The organism is Microbulbifer maximicatervae (SeqCode) (assembly GCF_052467505.1).
On record NZ_CP174313.1, the window covers coordinates 2,223,364 to 2,238,505 of the forward strand.

The following is a 15,142-nucleotide window of genomic DNA, read 5'->3' on the forward strand; positions in this document are numbered from 1 at the left end:
TAAAGCGAACAAAAATATACTTACTTGAAATCATTAGAAATAATCCAACTCTAAACATTACGCTGACTTATTTCCCAACCCATATATTTTTTTAGATTTACAGAAAACAGTATCGAAACATTGCCTAATAACATTTTCGTTATAAACTGACAGCGCCGTAGACACAGAGTTTTTGTCATTGACTCTCATGACATTAGCTTTGGATTGATGCTTACCTTTTTCCGCCTCGACCACACCAGCACCGCGGAAGTCATAGCAAATAAAAGCATCCGAGCTCAAATTAAAACAGTAATTTAAAGAATCTTGTTCGACTCTTGGGGCAGATGCAAATCCTCTATCGGACAAAAGTGGATGAGCATTACTTACTCCCGAGCAGTCGTACACATGGATATTTATTTCGCGACTACTTTCAAATAATTCCTTCACAAATAATTCAAGAATATTATTTTTCTCCATATCCGCAGGAACCAAGAGTAAAAAAAGCGCTTTGATCCAGCTTCTGTAACTCTCAATGGATATAGCATACTCCTCTTGTATTCTTCTAGCTTGAGGAAAATCGTATATCTCCACCTTCCTATAAAATCTTCTTGTAATATCGTCTGCCGGCTCTAGATTTGAAAGATTCTCTAAAACTTCAAGCGTCAGATGAATATTATAAGGGTTTCTCAGTATATTGAGATGCTTTAAGGCGAATAATTCTAACACCTCCTCTTTGATATCAGATCTACCCCCATTAATCTTCTCAAGAAGAGATCTCGTATAGACCCTAGCTTTATTTTCATATTTCTTAAAGGCCCTTTCTAAGTTCAGCCTCTGCTCGTCATCAAAGACCTCAAACGAATAAAGGTCTAAACATCTGAGATTAGACTCTATTCCCTCGCCTCTATCTGACTTCAGTTTCACATTAATGTTATCCCTATCGATAACATTAAAAGCATATATTTTTTGGTTTCTCGGCTGTGCATTTGGATTCCAAGCATTGAGCCTTTGCTCTACTTGGGAGACATAGTGATGGTTTTTTGTAGGGTCTTTTAAAAGGCTGCATATAGAATTCATATTTATTGCTATTGGGAATTAATTTAGTTCATAGTATTGTTTGAAGCGCGTCCAAGACAACCCCAGCTTTTCAGTCGACTCTAGAGCAGACTCATGCCAGCTGCTCAAAACAATCGTTTCAAATAGTCGTGATATCTTATACTCAATCGCCATAGAGACTTATCTTCTCAGAAACCCAGCATCTAGCCCTAGCCATTAAGCGTCTTAAGACAGGGTTTTCTGTTGAAGTTTTGTGGGCCTAAGGCAGCACCAAGCCAGAAAGGTATTCGCTCGTGGCGCTCCCCGCCTTTAGGGTTGAAGGCCAAACCAAACCGAAAGGCAATAGATAAATTATTTAACAGCCAAGACACCCTGATTGCGAGGCTCGTCATCCTCACTTAACAGTAGCGCCGGTGATACTCCTGAGGGCGCCGGGGCGCCACCCAGTAATGCACCAAGTAAAGTAGCAGTGTCGCTGGACACGGTGAAATCACCTTCAGCCAAGCCGTTCTTTCTCAGGTCTCGCCAACGGCGGCTTTTACTCACGCTCTCGGCCCCCTCGCGCAGGAATGGCAACCATTGAGTGATGATTCCCACCCTGTCTACTAGTGCACTCATCGGCCCAGCTAAGTGGTACGCTGAGCCTGAAAAGTTCTTCTTGCGCACATCTTCCTGCAACTTCCGCAACTCGCCTGCAAACTTATTCCACCGCCTCAGCTCAGACTCATCGAACAACGCCCGCAGATTGCTCTCATTGTTCTTGAGCTGGTCGGAGAGTCGATTGATATAGCTGCCCTTGGATAGCTGTAGGCTGCCATCCTCGGCCACCTTGAAAGCGGGACCGAAAATATTCATAAAAGCAGACTGCCGCAGGGCTCCGAATTCCGGGGAGTCCTCACCGAATAGCCGCTTGAAGTCTTCAACGATAGCCGCTCCCTGCTTCTTACCGGTGCCGCCGATAATCTTGTTTACCACCTCCTCGGGTGTGCTACGGCCATTCACAACATCATTGATGATGCGGGTGCGGGCTGTTGGCTTGCCGTCCTTGTGGGTGCCTTTAACTATCTGCATGTAATCGCGATTCAGGCGGCGAGCTTCTTTGAGGGCGTCCAGCTGCTCGGGTGAGCCGAAAAACTTCCCATTCTCCACGGCCTCATCCAGCCAGCTGTCATATTGCCGACGCACTTGCCCAAGTAATGCCTGGTCGGCAGAGCCCGGCGCGGTGGCCCGCTCAGCAGCAGAGATTCGACGGCGCAAGCTTTCGAAGTTATCCAGACTTTCCATCTTGTTGGTCGCGACTGTCAGCGCGCCCGGCAGGTCTGAAGACTTTTCACCGCGCAGTGCTGCCTGAAGCTCCTCATACAACCCGTAGGCGTTGGGTGTTTCAGTCTTGCTCGCCAGCTTAATGTCACCATTGAAACCCTGATATGCCGCCCCCAGTCCCTCTTGCATTACCGAGCCCTCAGCCATCATTGGGCCATGCTCATTAGCAATATTTTCCACCCTGGCATAAGCATCGGACTTAGCCTGCTTGGCATTCTCTACTTTTGAAAGAATGCCGTCATAGAGCAGCTCCGAGCTACTTGCGAGTGAACTGGCTCCCTCAGTTGGTCCCAGACTATCCAGCTGGCCCTGCACCACCCTACCAAGCTGACGCTCGCGGAAATCAGTAAATCGATTAACGGCCTGTTCAGCGTTACTGCCATAGACGCCAGAAGCGGCTTCATTCTGTTTTCGCCACAGGTCAAAGTTGCCAGTCTCAATGCCTTGCTGCTCAGCACGTGTTTTCGGCACCCAGTCCTCAGGCATTTCGGCATTTTCAAGAGCACCGACCAACCCATCCCCAGAGAAGTCGGCGCCCTCGTTCAGCTCATCCACCACTTTTAGAACGGCTTCATCCGACAGTTGGGCCGGGTCTACTCCGAGTTTAGATAGCTCCGTTTTTACATTCTCTGGAGTAGCCCTTTTAACACGAGCAGCTCCTTTAGCGAGACCAACGCTGAGCGCTTCCAATATTGCCGTTGGTACGGTGGTGGCTCCGGCAGATAGCACTGGACTCTCAGTAGCGTCATAAGTCGCATCACCTAATCCGGTTTCGACATACTCCAATGCCTTACCAACAGGTTCGATATAACCGGCTATAGCATTTAGCTTATCCTTGCCTATATCTGTGCGCGGTTCGTAGGTGAGGAAATCGCGGGTTGCCTCTACAGTGCGAGAACCAGCCCCCTGTGTAGCCCAAGGGTTTAAAGCTTGAACAATACCGGCGAGACCGGAAACAGGCTCAGCCAAAATCGACGAACCTACTGCACCTAATACTTCAAATTCACCAATTGAATTGTCCACAAACTGCTCAACAGCGCTTGGCTGATTAAGGCCCGCAGGGTCCGGCAGCGTGTAGCCAATCTTATTGGCGAACTCACCAAACTCCATGTCACTGTAATACGACTGATGTAGGCTGCGCGCCAAAGCCTCGTCGCTCATGTCTGAGTACTCAGGGTATTGCTTACGAATTTCCGCGATAGTTAGAGCCATTTATCGAATCCCCAGTGGATCTTTATTTGTATTGGCAGCGTCAGCTGCTGCCTCGGGGCCATCACGCTCAATATCTTCGAAATCGACTCCAAGTTTCGCCCGAACAATCCTATCAACCATTTCGAGTTTTGCTTTGCGGGCCTCTGGGTGGTCCTTCCGAGTTGGAATCATCTTTAGCAGTAGCTCTTGGTCTTTATCGGTGAAGACACCCTCACCGGCTTCACGGAACAGAGACTTTAGAATCGGAGCCATTGCAGAGACGGCGCCATCTGCGGTTTGCGCCTCCGAGGTCAGTGCAGGTAGTGAGCCCACAAGCGGGTTGGTGGTGGTCCCCTCCATCCCTCTGGACAAGCCCTCCATTCCCGCCCGATACGCCTTGTATGTTTTGGCGTTAAGAGCTGCGATTTTTTCAGCCTCAGAATTATTCTTTAAATCAATTTCGCCTTTTGCATTTTTCATGCGCTGGTCATAAATATTCTTGAGCTGTTCATCAGTTAATAGCTCTACCGGTGTGCCGCCTCCCGTTGTAGTTAAAAGCTGGTCACCCACCTTGTGCACCTTCGGGTCAAACCTAACCCCCAGGTCTCGAACTTCAGTTGAGCCATCTGGATTTTTTACGGCGATTCCATAATTGCCATTAGCGAGCGTCAACGGTGAGCCCACCGTATCCGCAGAGCCTGTTCCTTGCTGCTCCATCATCGCCCGCCTTAAATTGATATCGCCCATCTCGGAATTGAGTTGTGCGTTCTGCTGCTGGAGCGCGGCCACTCGATTATTAAACCCGGCAAAGGCTTCACTAGGGTTTTGTCCGTGATACCCCATATTTATGGCTGTCAACATTCGACCAATTCCCCCGAGCTTATCCTTCTTTAAGGCTTCCACTCGGCTGTCGTTTTCCATGATTTGCTGCTGGCGACGGTCCATCTCCAGCGCAAACGGGTCGCCACCATCAAATAGTGGAGATTGTTTTGGCTCAATAAAATTGGAATCTAGGGTGCCTATCGGCTCCCCCATCGTTAATACTGGTCGCATAATTCAACCTATGGATTGACTGGAAAAATGGTATTTGTTTGAATCCCTAAAAAGGGGAAATGTATGCGAGTAATTGGATTACTGTGTTTAGGGCTTTTGGCTGGGTGCGCCAACCAGCTGGATATAAGCCATTGGAATGGAGCAAGCCGTGACGATGTAATACTTCGCTATGGCGCACCAGTTGCCGAAGTTACCCTAAGCGATGGACGAACAATGATGGAGTTTGATGGGTTTACAACCGGTGCCTGGAAATGCTCCACCCGCTTCATAGTTAAAAATGGCGTTGTAGTTGCGTCTGAGGCTGTAGGCAATTACGGCCAATGCCTTAAGATGCATCGCGATTAATTGAGCTTTTCATAATCGACCTTTAGGTAGCCACTAACATCTTCACTAACTGCATCAGGTTTTGATTTCACCACCTCTTGAGCAATCACGCCCACGCCTCGCCCGTGCAGCCCAAGGGGTGCTGCACTAGCATTCCAGGCCCAACTGTAGAGCTTGTGCCCGCCCGACGTTTCTCCGATCTCTCGTAAGTCTGCCTTCAATCGAGCGTCAGAGAACATTGCAGCGAAACCGCCACCCTGCGCTAATGCACCAGCCCCCTCCATAAACCCACCCAAAGCCCCCAATGGCGAACCGCTTTGAGTCTGCATGGATTCGTTCAACACAATCGGATTACCAACAGAACCCTGATACAGCTGTAATTTTTGCCAGGGCGCCATTGCTACCTGCTGCATATAGTTCTGCATCGCGTTTCCGCCCTGCCCCATCATGCTCACGCCGCCCATACCCATGTTGTAGGCGCTGCCAAATCCGGTATTGAAGAGATTGCCCGCGGTTCCGAAGTTATTGGTAGCCAATGATGAGTTGAGGTTATTGGTTGTAAGCTGCGCGCCCTGATTTGCGCTGGACTGATTGGCTGCAACTTGAACAGCTTGGTCATAGGCATTAGAGCGGATACCTGCGGCCACATCTGAGGCCCTGTCGTCTGCGCCACGAGCCGCGATAGCTTCAGCCACCCCACGACGCGTTGAGCCAGTATTACCTGTAGAGACAGCACCTGAGGCTATGCCCGGTAACTGGTTTTCATTGAGGTCGCGGTAAATATCACGAGTGCTGGCTGTGATTTGCGAATTAATCAGGTCGTTATCAATCAGTGAGTTTACAGTGTTCATATCAACACCGTTTTGCATTGGTGTTTGATATCCGCCGCTACCCATCACTTGATTCAGGTAATTCTGCATTGTGTCTGCAGTATTGCCGAAGTCATTGGACGCACCTGTCACTTGGCTGGCATAGCCATTGGCCGTATTACCAAACCCCATTGCAGCTTGAATATATTGCTGCATTTCCGGGGTCAAGTCGGCGACTGGTGATTGACCAGAGTTGTAGAGCCTTTGCCCCTCTCCCCAAATATCATTCAGGTAGCCTTTCTGGTCCTCATCCAGGTAACTCTGGCTTTTGGACTCACCACCGCCACCCATAAGACTGTCTAAAAATCCCATGTTTCACCTATTAGAAGAGGCTGAGAATGCCTTTGATTAGTGGGTCTTCCTTCAATCCATCTTCAAGCGCTTTGCCAGCGTTTGAGAAGTCCAGAGAACCGAGATTTGCCATTGATTCGACCATACTGCCGGAACCTGGCACTGCATCATTGAGGTCGTCTTTCCAGCGGTAGGTAGCGTCCTGCTCAAACACCTTGCCACCGAGTAAGTCCAGGGCGTAGCCCTTGTCATCTTCATCGCGATAGCCACCATCTCGGGCTTCGTGTTCGTTGATGGCAATGATTGCAGCCAGAGCTGCCCAAGGCCCCGCTGATGCAATCCAGCTAGAACCACCTGCTGCACCACTACCAGCGCCAGTGCTTGCGGTACCGCTTGCCGTACTGCCTGCACCAGATGCGCCGCCGCCTGCAAATTTGTTGTACCAGCTCATGGCCTGCATCGGGTTAATGCCGGATTGCTGTTGGGCTTGGGGTTGTTGAATTAGAGAGGGTGCCGGGTTGTACTGGGTTTCCCAGTCGGGCATGTAGGGGTTGTATCCATAATTCATCACGGGAATTGCTCCAGATGATTAACCGCTCGGAATCGCCATAGCCTAAATAGAGCTATGCGTTGCTGCTGCTCAAGTTGTAGCCGCAGACTTGATTTATTCTGACCTCACAACGCTTGCACCTGCACCCAGGCAGTACCTTCCCAGATATACAGACCCTTCCCCTGCCCAGGGTCCCAGTCTGTGCCATCGGCGGTCACCAGCAGGCCCGGCTGCGGGCGCCGTGGCGGCTCACGGTAGAGCGGTGCCAGCGCCTCCAGGTCGGTAAAGGCCCGCTGTATTTTGCTCAGCTCCGCCTGTAAATATCGCCATATTTCCCCAAGGTTTTGGGGCTGTGCAGGTCCAGGGGTGTAGGTCATCTGCCATCTACCGGTATTAAGTCCAAATCCCAGCCAGTTAGTCGCCAGAACCCAGAGTCAACAGATTGGATTTTTATTGCGAGATAGCGGGCCTTTAGCCGCACATCTACTTTGAGCCCATTTGCCACATCAAACTCACGTGGCTGGCGCCAGTGCACATCACCCATGGCCGTTGAGGCTCCGCCTACTGTGATGCGAACTTTGCCTGTACCATGGATTTGCGGAACGATTTGCCGAATTAGTTTCCATTGCTTTGTCGGCGCTTTCATAAGCTGGTCAAGGTCGATACCGGTGCGCTCCAGGTATACTGACTGAGTTGTGCTGGCCGTACTGAGGAAATCCGCCTCTTGCAAGCTGTGGGTGCTGCCATCGCTACTGAAGTAGTACATCACAGGGTAAAAGGCAGTATCGGCGAATTCTCCCCAACTCTGAGTGAGGTCCGCCCAGTTCTGAGTTAGCTCATCCCAAGTAATAATCTCACCTTGCTTAGGTGCAAATACCGCACAAGTCACATCCGGCACGTCAACGAAGGTGAAAGTGTTATCCAGCCAGTTGTAAACCATGGCCCGGTTCGCATTGCCATCGCCAGTGGTGTAATAAGTCCACACCTCTTTGGTTTTATGATTGGCCACACAGCGCACCTTGGTACGGTCGCCCACCTCGCTATAAAAGGTTTTATTCACTCGTCGATGCGCCACGGGGCGAGTGCTGGAGCCGTCATGCACAAAGATTTCGGTGGAGCCAATCACAAAGTGAAGCTTGTCAAATGCGGCTACCGCACCCCGGCAAAGAATGCCTTGGTCAAACAACTTGTCGAAGGCAAACACATATTGCCCGCCGACAAACTGCATTAAATAGGTCGCCTCCTGGGAGTAAATAATATTGGCCCCACCCAAGGGCAAGCAGTCAACTAGCTCACTTGCTCCGGAGTCTACCGGGTTAGCCCCAGCAAGGCCGGACAGGTCCGCCACATCCCACGTCCAGGGCACTTGCCCCGGCTCGGCCTCAGCAGACCAGCGCACAGTATTCGGATAGCTGACGCCACCTTCTGTAATACCCAAAGCCACCATGAAGTTTTTATAACCGCGCACCATCTTAGCTCGTAGGTCGGTTGGCCAGTTGGGAAGCGTTTTAAATTCCGTGTCTGCCGGCTCATAAATCTGCGGCACGTCCACGCCATTATTGAATATCACACTCTCCCCCCACACCAAAGACTGCCAGTTTTCCGAAGGCGCATAACCACTGGGGAAGTCCTCGCTGTTAGTGCGCTTAACAAGGGTTTCATTTTCACGGATATATAACTCTGACTGGGATGCGTAGGCCAGCTGCGGCACACCATCTGAAACCCAGCCGGCACCCCATACGGGAGCCTCTGCCAATGTCTCTAGTATTTTCGGCGATGGCATAGTCTGTGCCGCGCCGTTGGTAAATCGGACGTTTTTGCCAGCCGAGAATTCGTTAACGGGCAGTTCGAATGGAGGTGTATCGACATTGATGCCGCGCTCACCCAGCTGTCGGACAGGATAGAAAGCCATTAGGTATCCTCATCGCCACTCAACTCAGTCAGCAAGTTAGCAATATCTTCGTTGGTGACTTCAGAAGTTTTTATTATCCAGGCAAGCGCATAATATGGCGGGCGCACGTCAACGGAATGCGTGTGGGGGCCGCTATTACCAATACCGTGGCTATGTGCCTGACCGCCACCCTGGGATTTAATGGATGCAGGCTGCCCATCTTTATCGCTGGGGTCGTAGTCCGGCCCGGAAGTGGAGCTTTCGTTTTTATTTGTCGACCAATATTGATCGCTGTCATGGTCGTGGGGTGGCATCTGCGCAATAGTCAGTGCGTGGCCCGCAGTGGCGCCTCCATGATTGTGGACACCGCCATCGCCGGAAGTAACAGTGTTGTTGCCGCCGGTAGCACCCACTGTATAGCCAGCACCGGAGCCGACGATAAAACGCCCGCGAAGGTCCGGCGTGTTATTAGTGCCGTCGCACAATTGCCAGCCCGCTGGCACTGGTGCATATGTAGTAGACCAGGGTTTGATCGATCCCTTTTGCTCTGTGTGAGGCAACAGAAAATTGATAGCTGCCTCAACCCCGCCGAGCAGCCTTTGCGGCAACTCTTGCAGTTCTGTATTAGTTAATTCTACCGGCCCAGAGAGGTTCGGGAACGTCTGCTTAATAGCGCGCTTAATTACCCGCAGATGGTCGTCACCCTGACCTGCTCCTTCCCCATCGAGGGGATTATTCGGGTCCAATTCGGAAATATATTCGGCGGATTCTAGTGGCATTACACCCCCCTGGTCATAAATTGGAAACGTAAGTTTTTGCTCATACCAATTTTTACGAGACCCGCAGACGCCGCGACTTTGGCTTGGTAATCGTCATAAACTGCCTGTGCCTCTGCGGAGCTATACCCTTGAGAAATCATCTCGTCGTACAGTGCCTGCATCGGGTCATACTCGACCGTGTAGCGGTCACGCTGCTGCCGGTAATACAGCCGCTGTTCGCCATTCACAGAGCGCAGATAGGCGAAAATCACATCGCTAGCAGACGGCTGTATGGGGCGTTTATCGTCAAGGGAAACCTGCGGAGTAATCACCCCCGGCCAGCTGGTGGTGACCTGCACGCCTTGGCTGGAGTCATACCAGCACAGCTTGGCAGTGCCGCTCTCCACATAGGCAATCACCGGGCGCATATTCTGGTCGAAGGCCAAGCTCACCTCGGTGATATTGGTGCCGGTAATGATTGTGTACGCGTCGACCTCTCGCGCATCCAGCACAATTTCCGTTCCGTCATTTAATATGCGTGCCCGCCAGATTTGATACTCCAACCCTTCAGATGGATTTTGAATAGCAACACCGCCCATCTCGTAATCAGTAATATCTCGAGCGGGCCCTGCAGCACCGCCGATAAAGGGGGTCGTTATAGGTAGGGAGGACACTGCATTTTGCGGGAGCATTATCTGCGCCCCCAGGAGACACCCACGCCGATATTAATTTCCTGCAGGCTGGTTTTTACAATGGCCGGAGATACTGAAAACTGAAACCGCCCGGGGCCAAACTTAAAACTGAACGCCTCTAACGTGTCATTCGCCGCTGTGGAATCAAAATGGATAGTGCCCGTGCGCGAATAAGAGCCGGGGGTATAGTCATCTGTGGTCACACTCGTTCTATTGTGAGACGAGCCGGGAAGGTTATCGATATCCGCTAGCGGAGCCGCGTGCGCCTGGCTGCTCTGAGCGCCGGCATCAATAAAAAAGCCTGTGGCAGTCCAATATGAAGCTCCCGTCACGTTCACAGACGCCGGGCGCAGCGTGATACTGTAACCGTCCACGGTTGTCACAACGTCATCGACAGGCTGATAAAACCGCAATTCATAACTGACAATCAGATATTCGTCGCTCAATACCGTGATGGAGGTGGGATTGCCATCAGTATCGACTATCAACGCACGGCTAAACAGGTTGTTATAGTTCTCACCCACACCAATTTCGGTGATATTGCCATCTGCCTCACCGGGGTCAAATTGCCAGGTTTTGGTTACGGCCAAATAGCGGTCGGTACTGTTAATGTTGGTATTTTCCGAAGTGCTATCGCGCACAAAAGCACGGTGGCTAGCAAGCTGAGCATCACTCTCCGACGGCGTTGTATTACCAGTGCCAACGGCCACCCCTCCAATGGCACTATAGCTACCTTCAAGGGTGCCGGATGCGGCCAGCAAATCCAGTCCGTTATTGGTAATCAGATTGGGAAACCAATCAGCCAAAGGGCGCTCGCGCCCATCGCGTGAACGGGCGCGCAGGCGATAACGCCCGGCCATTGTCAGGTGCAAATTTAAGCTTTTATTCATGAGACGGTGATTTGTATCGAGTTAATGTTGGCAAATATTCCGAGGGATTCCGCCTCACTGCTGTAGGGAATTGCCGCATCCTTAACACGGATGAATGGCACACTGACAGAGAACATCAGCGCCTCGGGTTCGTATTCATACTGGCGGTATAGATCGCGCAGTTGCGTTATCTGAATGCGGTCAATACTGGCTGACATAGTCAACGCCTCGGGCTCCACCGAGGTATTGTGAGGCGGTTTCAGTTGGTGAATAGTGATTGATGCAACAAGCGGGACCAGACTCAAGGATTCTGTTACGGGGCGCTGACGCAGGCCCTGTACGTGCCCGGATATTGCCAGCTGATCGGCCGCCTCAATGGCATAGGGCCTGCTGGTCAGCACAACCCCGCCAGTGCCGGCACCAGTGCCAAACAGCCCGGCACTCGCAACTACACCTACAATCACAGCCCCACCAGCCCGAAAAGATCCCACTCATTCTCGCCCACCTTTTTCAGCGTCGCAGTGGCGCCCGCAACCGACAGGGTCAGCCCACCTGGAGAATTAAGTGTGTTTACCGTCACCGCAGAAACGGGAGAAATGGTGACTCCGCCAGCGCCAGCACAACGGATATGAATTTCACAACCCACAACCCAATCCTCTGTGTTGTCATCGGGCACAATGACAGATACAGGGGCTGCTGAGGTGAATCGAATATACTTCGATGCATCGCTAGCGCTGAGATTCCGGCTTGTTGCGGGGTCAGCGACCACTGCAGGCATTGAAACATTGGTTGCCGCCGATACAGCGTCTTCGGCTGCTTGTGCAGAACCAGCGGCTGACTGAGAGTGCTGCGCCGCATCACTAGCGAATCCTTGAGATTTGATCGCCCAATGCATTGCCGAGTACTGGGAGGTGCCGGTGATATAGGCGTCCTCGGGGTTGCTTGCATACTCGGCCGACAGGCTCTTGAATTGTTGAGCCTGCCCGGCGGAAGCCGCTGACTCGCCGGCACTCTGAGCTGACAAGGTGGCATTCCATTGTGAGGAATAACTCTCGCCCTGCACCGGACCATCCATTTTGATGGCCCAGTCTTTCGCCAGATTGACATAGCTCTGCGCGCCCTGTGCCTCAACCGTTTGAGGGTCATTGTCATTCGGATGATAGAAACCGGTTCCCATTAGTAGGCCCCTCTGCTGATACTTGCCGACCCGGCCAGCTCCGCACGCTCAGCCATATCGTTTAGCTCAATTAACCCTTCATCAAATTTCGCTTTCCAAAGGGCTACCCGGTTGTCATTCATTAGGTAGGGCTCTGCTTCTGCTAAAGCGCCGAATAGATAAAGGTCTTTCGCTACAGGAAGTACGGTGTTCTCTGGATACTCTTCGGTGAGCTCCATGTCGGTCCAATAATTCAACACCCAGCGGTAATCCTCAGCAGGTGCCGGCCACACCTTGAAGCGATTGGCATAACGGAAGAAATACTTGGGCTGCCCTGACTGCGCCGACCTACTGTAATAGTCAGTATCAGTGATACGAGAGAGGGGGACACCGTTGACTAATAAGCGCTTACATTCAAGAAAATGAGTTGGTATTAACCACTCATCACCGCCATCAACGCGCCTATCCTCAAGCACCGTTCGCTCATTCGCCGGCGTACGCAGCTTGCGAAATATCTTCCGCTCTGCCAGGGAAATAAATTCTGGTAGGCGCTCAGCCAAGTCATCACGCTCTAGCCATCCAGCAATTGCAGCTTTTAATTCGCCGTAATTGGTGATTGCCATTGGATGCCCTCAAAGAATTTCTGCGAGCGCCCCATAATGCAGCGGGGAAACTCGGAGTGAATTATCTGGTCGAATTTGCGCTTTTCAGCCGGTGACATTTTCCCGTATCGAATCGGGTCCATCTCCTTCCCGTACTTCTTAATTATTTCAAGCTGAATGGTTGCGGGAATACTGAAGCGAAGACGGCGATAATCTTCTTTCACTGCACCGGCTTCTATTTGATGCCGACGATGGTCCTGCTGAGCAAAGAAGGCCTGCTCATTATCTTTACGGACCTGATAGATGGTGCCGTCTTCAATCGCGAAACTTTCGTGTGTTCTAGCCATAAAAATTGAGCAATAAAAAAGGCGCCCGGAGGCGCCCTTAGTTGGAGAGAGTTAAAATTTAAGAGGTGGTGATATTCTCAATCACAAAGCTGGTTTTATCGTTGAGGCAAGCCAGTGTCAGCTCTGCTTTCCACATCATTTTCTGATTGTGGCCAGTTAATGCTAACGGCACCAGCTTGGTTTTTTGTAGGGTATCCGCAGACCAGAACTCCGAATCAAGACCAAGAATTGTGGAGGTATCCATATATCGGCCTTTGACCACCGAAACAGAGCCATGAGGTGTGTCAATGATATCGATACAGTCAACCAGCCTCTTCTCTTCCACATCACGGTTTCGCCCTGACTGCTGTGCAAATCCAGCAATAGGGTCAGCGTGAATAGGATTAATTAATAGCGTTTCAACATTGCCACCATTGTTATAGGTAGCGAGCTGACCAGCCTTAATCGATGCCTCGCCATTTGATGCGGTAAATGCGGCACCGTGGTCCACTCGGCAATCGCTATGAATCTGCACCTGAGCGCAATCCATCTTGTCCGGCACGTTGTTACCATCACCAGTCTGTCGAGTTTGCTTGCCAGCACCATTAAAGGCGTACTCAATGTCATTCTTGAGTTCGCGGAGTTTTACGGTGGACTGGTCCTTTAACTCACTAGAGCGGCCATGCTTTTTAATCTCTTCAAGTGTATCGGAGATTTTGAACGGCTTGTCCATCAACTGACAACGATTGTCCATCATCGCTGTCGGTGTGTAGCCGAACGTGCCGATATCAGCCCCTTCAGGCCGTGCATTTTCACTTGGCGCCGTGGCATCCCGCTTTTGCCATTCGTGCAGTTTGCCTGTTGCCTTCCCGTTTTTGATCACGTTCAGCATCGGCTGGTCAATCAATTTGGTTTCGAAGATTGCATCTTTTACATCTTCAGCGGCACCTACTGAGTCGTATGTGGTAGTCATTACTAGTTTCCTAAAAGACGGTCGATTTCACTATTTACAGTGTGAGCTGTTAGGCGGCTTTGAGCGGCTCGGTCACCTTTTGCAGCAAGCGTGCGGTCCCGCTTTATTGCGTCCGCGCGCTTCTGTGCAGCTGTACGGGGCTTGCCTGCCGCCTTCTGCTTAATCGTGCGCTTCACTGTTTGGGGTTTAGGTTTGGGTTTGACTTGGGCCTTCTCAGCCCGCATCTGGTTGAGTAATGCGGAAATCACCCAAGGGCGGGTCTCATTTGCAATTTCATCCTGGGGCACACCCTTCTCGACTGCATACTTCAGCACTGAGTGGTACAGCTCATTGCTCCAGTCAGAGTGCATCTCCTGCAGGGTTTCAACTGCCTCCTTGGCTTTGCGCTGGTGGTCCGCCTTACGCTGCTCCTCAGCCTGCCCTTTCAGTTTCTTGCGGGCTTCCTCAACCTGCTGGAATCCCTGCAGAGCGACCTTGTATTGCCCGTGCAGCTGCTGATACTTCGCCGGGTCATTGGCTTGTAGCTCTTGCCAGTTAACGCCGTCGAACTGTGCCAGTGGACCTTTCAGCTGGTTTTCGAGGAACTGTAAACCCTGGTCAAGCTGCTGATACTTCTGGTCAGCTTGCTTTTGGGTGTCCGCCAACTTCTGGTATTTCTTGGTGTAACCGGCCTGAAAGTTCTTCTCAGCATCGCGCCAGGCCTTCACCTGGGTCAGCGACACTTTCTCACCGTCTACATCAAAAGCAGGCTCTTCAGTAGATTCCGCTTCTTCGGTGCCTTCCTCGCCGTCTTCCTCCGATTCCTCATCGGCTTCTGGTTGCTCCTCTTCGGAGTCCTCCGCCTCAGCCTCCTCTTCGGTTTCAGTGTCGAGGTCAGTTTCGGTTACTTCCGGGTTTTCGGTTTCTGGTTGCTCTTGCGAGTCCTCCATCTCACCTAATACCCCAGAGATTGCTTCGTCGATTGCAGAATTATCGGAGTCCGACATAGCCGGTTATTCCTCTGTTGGTTGGTAGTAGCTGTTTAATTTTTCGGTGACGCGATGCAGTGCGCGTGACTGGCGGTGCAACTCTTCTCGCTGCTGTGGGTTTTCACAGTGGAGCCATTCACCCTGAATATCTGCGATTGCATCCTTAACCGCTTGTTTAAATGCTGGGTCATCCCAGAGTTGTTTGGCATGTACTGAGCGCGCACGGGCTGGCAGGCAGGTATTGGCAACCCGCTTGAGTAGTTTTTTCATG

Annotated in this window: 18 protein-coding genes; 1 reads left to right on the forward strand and 17 read right to left on the reverse strand. The window is 51.3% G+C overall.

The genetic code is table 11. From position 1 onward, the window contains the following. Positions 1 to 57 precede the first annotated feature (57 nt). From ACJJIN_RS09680 to ACJJIN_RS09690, 3 genes are all read right to left on the reverse strand, one after another. The gene (locus tag ACJJIN_RS09680; RefSeq protein WP_444897889.1) at positions 58 to 1,056 is read right to left on the reverse strand and encodes a DUF4238 domain-containing protein; all 999 of its coding nucleotides are present in this window, start codon (positions 1,054 to 1,056) and stop codon (positions 58 to 60) included. A gap of 330 nt (positions 1,057 to 1,386) precedes the next feature. Beyond that, on the reverse strand, positions 1,387 to 3,570 hold the full coding sequence (locus ACJJIN_RS09685) for a hypothetical protein (protein ID WP_444897890.1): 2,184 nt from the start codon (positions 3,568 to 3,570) through the stop codon (positions 1,387 to 1,389). Then, positions 3,571 to 4,602, reverse strand: a complete 1,032-nt coding sequence (locus ACJJIN_RS09690) for a hypothetical protein (protein ID WP_444897891.1) — start codon at positions 4,600 to 4,602, stop codon at positions 3,571 to 3,573. A 63-nt stretch (positions 4,603 to 4,665) separates the two neighbouring features. Here ACJJIN_RS09690 and ACJJIN_RS09695 point away from each other — a divergent pair, with 63 nt between their 5' ends. Next, positions 4,666 to 4,947 (forward strand): hypothetical protein, encoded by a 282-nt coding sequence (locus ACJJIN_RS09695; protein WP_444897892.1) that lies wholly within the window; start codon positions 4,666 to 4,668, stop codon positions 4,945 to 4,947. On the opposite strand, the gene ACJJIN_RS09700 is transcribed toward ACJJIN_RS09695, so the two are convergent. The 14 genes from ACJJIN_RS09700 to ACJJIN_RS09765 all read right to left on the reverse strand — a co-directional run bounded on the left by ACJJIN_RS09700 (position 4,944) and on the right by ACJJIN_RS09765 (position 15,141). Further along, complete coding sequence (locus ACJJIN_RS09700) at positions 4,944 to 6,107, reverse strand: tail fiber domain-containing protein (RefSeq protein WP_444897893.1); 1,164 nt, start codon at positions 6,105 to 6,107, stop codon at positions 4,944 to 4,946. The two genes, ACJJIN_RS09695 and ACJJIN_RS09700, sit on opposite strands and share 4 nt — an antisense overlap. 10 nt (positions 6,108 to 6,117) lie before the next feature. Beyond that, complete coding sequence (locus ACJJIN_RS09705; protein WP_444897894.1) at positions 6,118 to 6,657, reverse strand: hypothetical protein; 540 nt, start codon at positions 6,655 to 6,657, stop codon at positions 6,118 to 6,120. A 104-nt stretch (positions 6,658 to 6,761) separates the two neighbouring features. Then, the gene (locus ACJJIN_RS09710) at positions 6,762 to 7,013 is read right to left on the reverse strand and encodes a hypothetical protein (RefSeq protein ID WP_444897895.1); all 252 of its coding nucleotides are present in this window, start codon (positions 7,011 to 7,013) and stop codon (positions 6,762 to 6,764) included. Continuing rightward, positions 7,010 to 8,548, reverse strand: coding sequence for a hypothetical protein (locus ACJJIN_RS09715; protein ID WP_444897896.1), 1,539 nt, complete (start codon positions 8,546 to 8,548; stop codon positions 7,010 to 7,012). The genes ACJJIN_RS09710 and ACJJIN_RS09715 overlap by 4 nt, the downstream gene beginning before the upstream one ends. After that, on the reverse strand, positions 8,548 to 9,306 hold the full coding sequence (locus tag ACJJIN_RS09720) for a hypothetical protein (protein WP_444897897.1): 759 nt from the start codon (positions 9,304 to 9,306) through the stop codon (positions 8,548 to 8,550). The genes ACJJIN_RS09715 and ACJJIN_RS09720 overlap by 1 nt, the downstream gene beginning before the upstream one ends. Further along, positions 9,306 to 9,977 (reverse strand): hypothetical protein, encoded by a 672-nt coding sequence (locus ACJJIN_RS09725; RefSeq protein ID WP_444897898.1) that lies wholly within the window; start codon positions 9,975 to 9,977, stop codon positions 9,306 to 9,308. Before ACJJIN_RS09725 ends, ACJJIN_RS09720 begins: the two co-directional genes overlap by 1 nt. After that, positions 9,977 to 10,867 (reverse strand): hypothetical protein, encoded by an 891-nt coding sequence (locus ACJJIN_RS09730; RefSeq protein ID WP_444897899.1) that lies wholly within the window; start codon positions 10,865 to 10,867, stop codon positions 9,977 to 9,979. Before ACJJIN_RS09730 ends, ACJJIN_RS09725 begins: the two co-directional genes overlap by 1 nt. Then, positions 10,864 to 11,310: a hypothetical protein gene (locus ACJJIN_RS09735; protein WP_444897900.1), complete on the reverse strand. Its 447-nt coding sequence runs from the start codon at positions 11,308 to 11,310 to the stop codon at positions 10,864 to 10,866. Before ACJJIN_RS09735 ends, ACJJIN_RS09730 begins: the two co-directional genes overlap by 4 nt. Then, positions 11,307 to 12,023, reverse strand: coding sequence for a hypothetical protein (locus ACJJIN_RS09740; protein ID WP_444897901.1), 717 nt, complete (start codon positions 12,021 to 12,023; stop codon positions 11,307 to 11,309). Before ACJJIN_RS09740 ends, ACJJIN_RS09735 begins: the two co-directional genes overlap by 4 nt. After that, the gene (locus tag ACJJIN_RS09745; protein WP_444897902.1) at positions 12,023 to 12,625 is read right to left on the reverse strand and encodes a phage adaptor protein; all 603 of its coding nucleotides are present in this window, start codon (positions 12,623 to 12,625) and stop codon (positions 12,023 to 12,025) included. Before ACJJIN_RS09745 ends, ACJJIN_RS09740 begins: the two co-directional genes overlap by 1 nt. Continuing rightward, the gene (locus tag ACJJIN_RS09750) at positions 12,598 to 12,951 is read right to left on the reverse strand and encodes a hypothetical protein (protein WP_444897903.1); all 354 of its coding nucleotides are present in this window, start codon (positions 12,949 to 12,951) and stop codon (positions 12,598 to 12,600) included. Before ACJJIN_RS09750 ends, ACJJIN_RS09745 begins: the two co-directional genes overlap by 28 nt. 58 nt (positions 12,952 to 13,009) lie before the next feature. Continuing rightward, positions 13,010 to 13,903, reverse strand: coding sequence for an SU10 major capsid protein (locus tag ACJJIN_RS09755; protein ID WP_444897904.1), 894 nt, complete (start codon positions 13,901 to 13,903; stop codon positions 13,010 to 13,012). Positions 13,904 to 13,905: 2 nt separating this feature from the next. Further along, positions 13,906 to 14,889 (reverse strand): hypothetical protein, encoded by a 984-nt coding sequence (locus ACJJIN_RS09760; RefSeq protein WP_444897905.1) that lies wholly within the window; start codon positions 14,887 to 14,889, stop codon positions 13,906 to 13,908. A gap of 6 nt (positions 14,890 to 14,895) precedes the next feature. Next, the gene (locus tag ACJJIN_RS09765) at positions 14,896 to 15,141 is read right to left on the reverse strand and encodes a hypothetical protein (protein WP_444897906.1); all 246 of its coding nucleotides are present in this window, start codon (positions 15,139 to 15,141) and stop codon (positions 14,896 to 14,898) included. Between the last annotated feature and the right edge of the window lies 1 nt (position 15,142).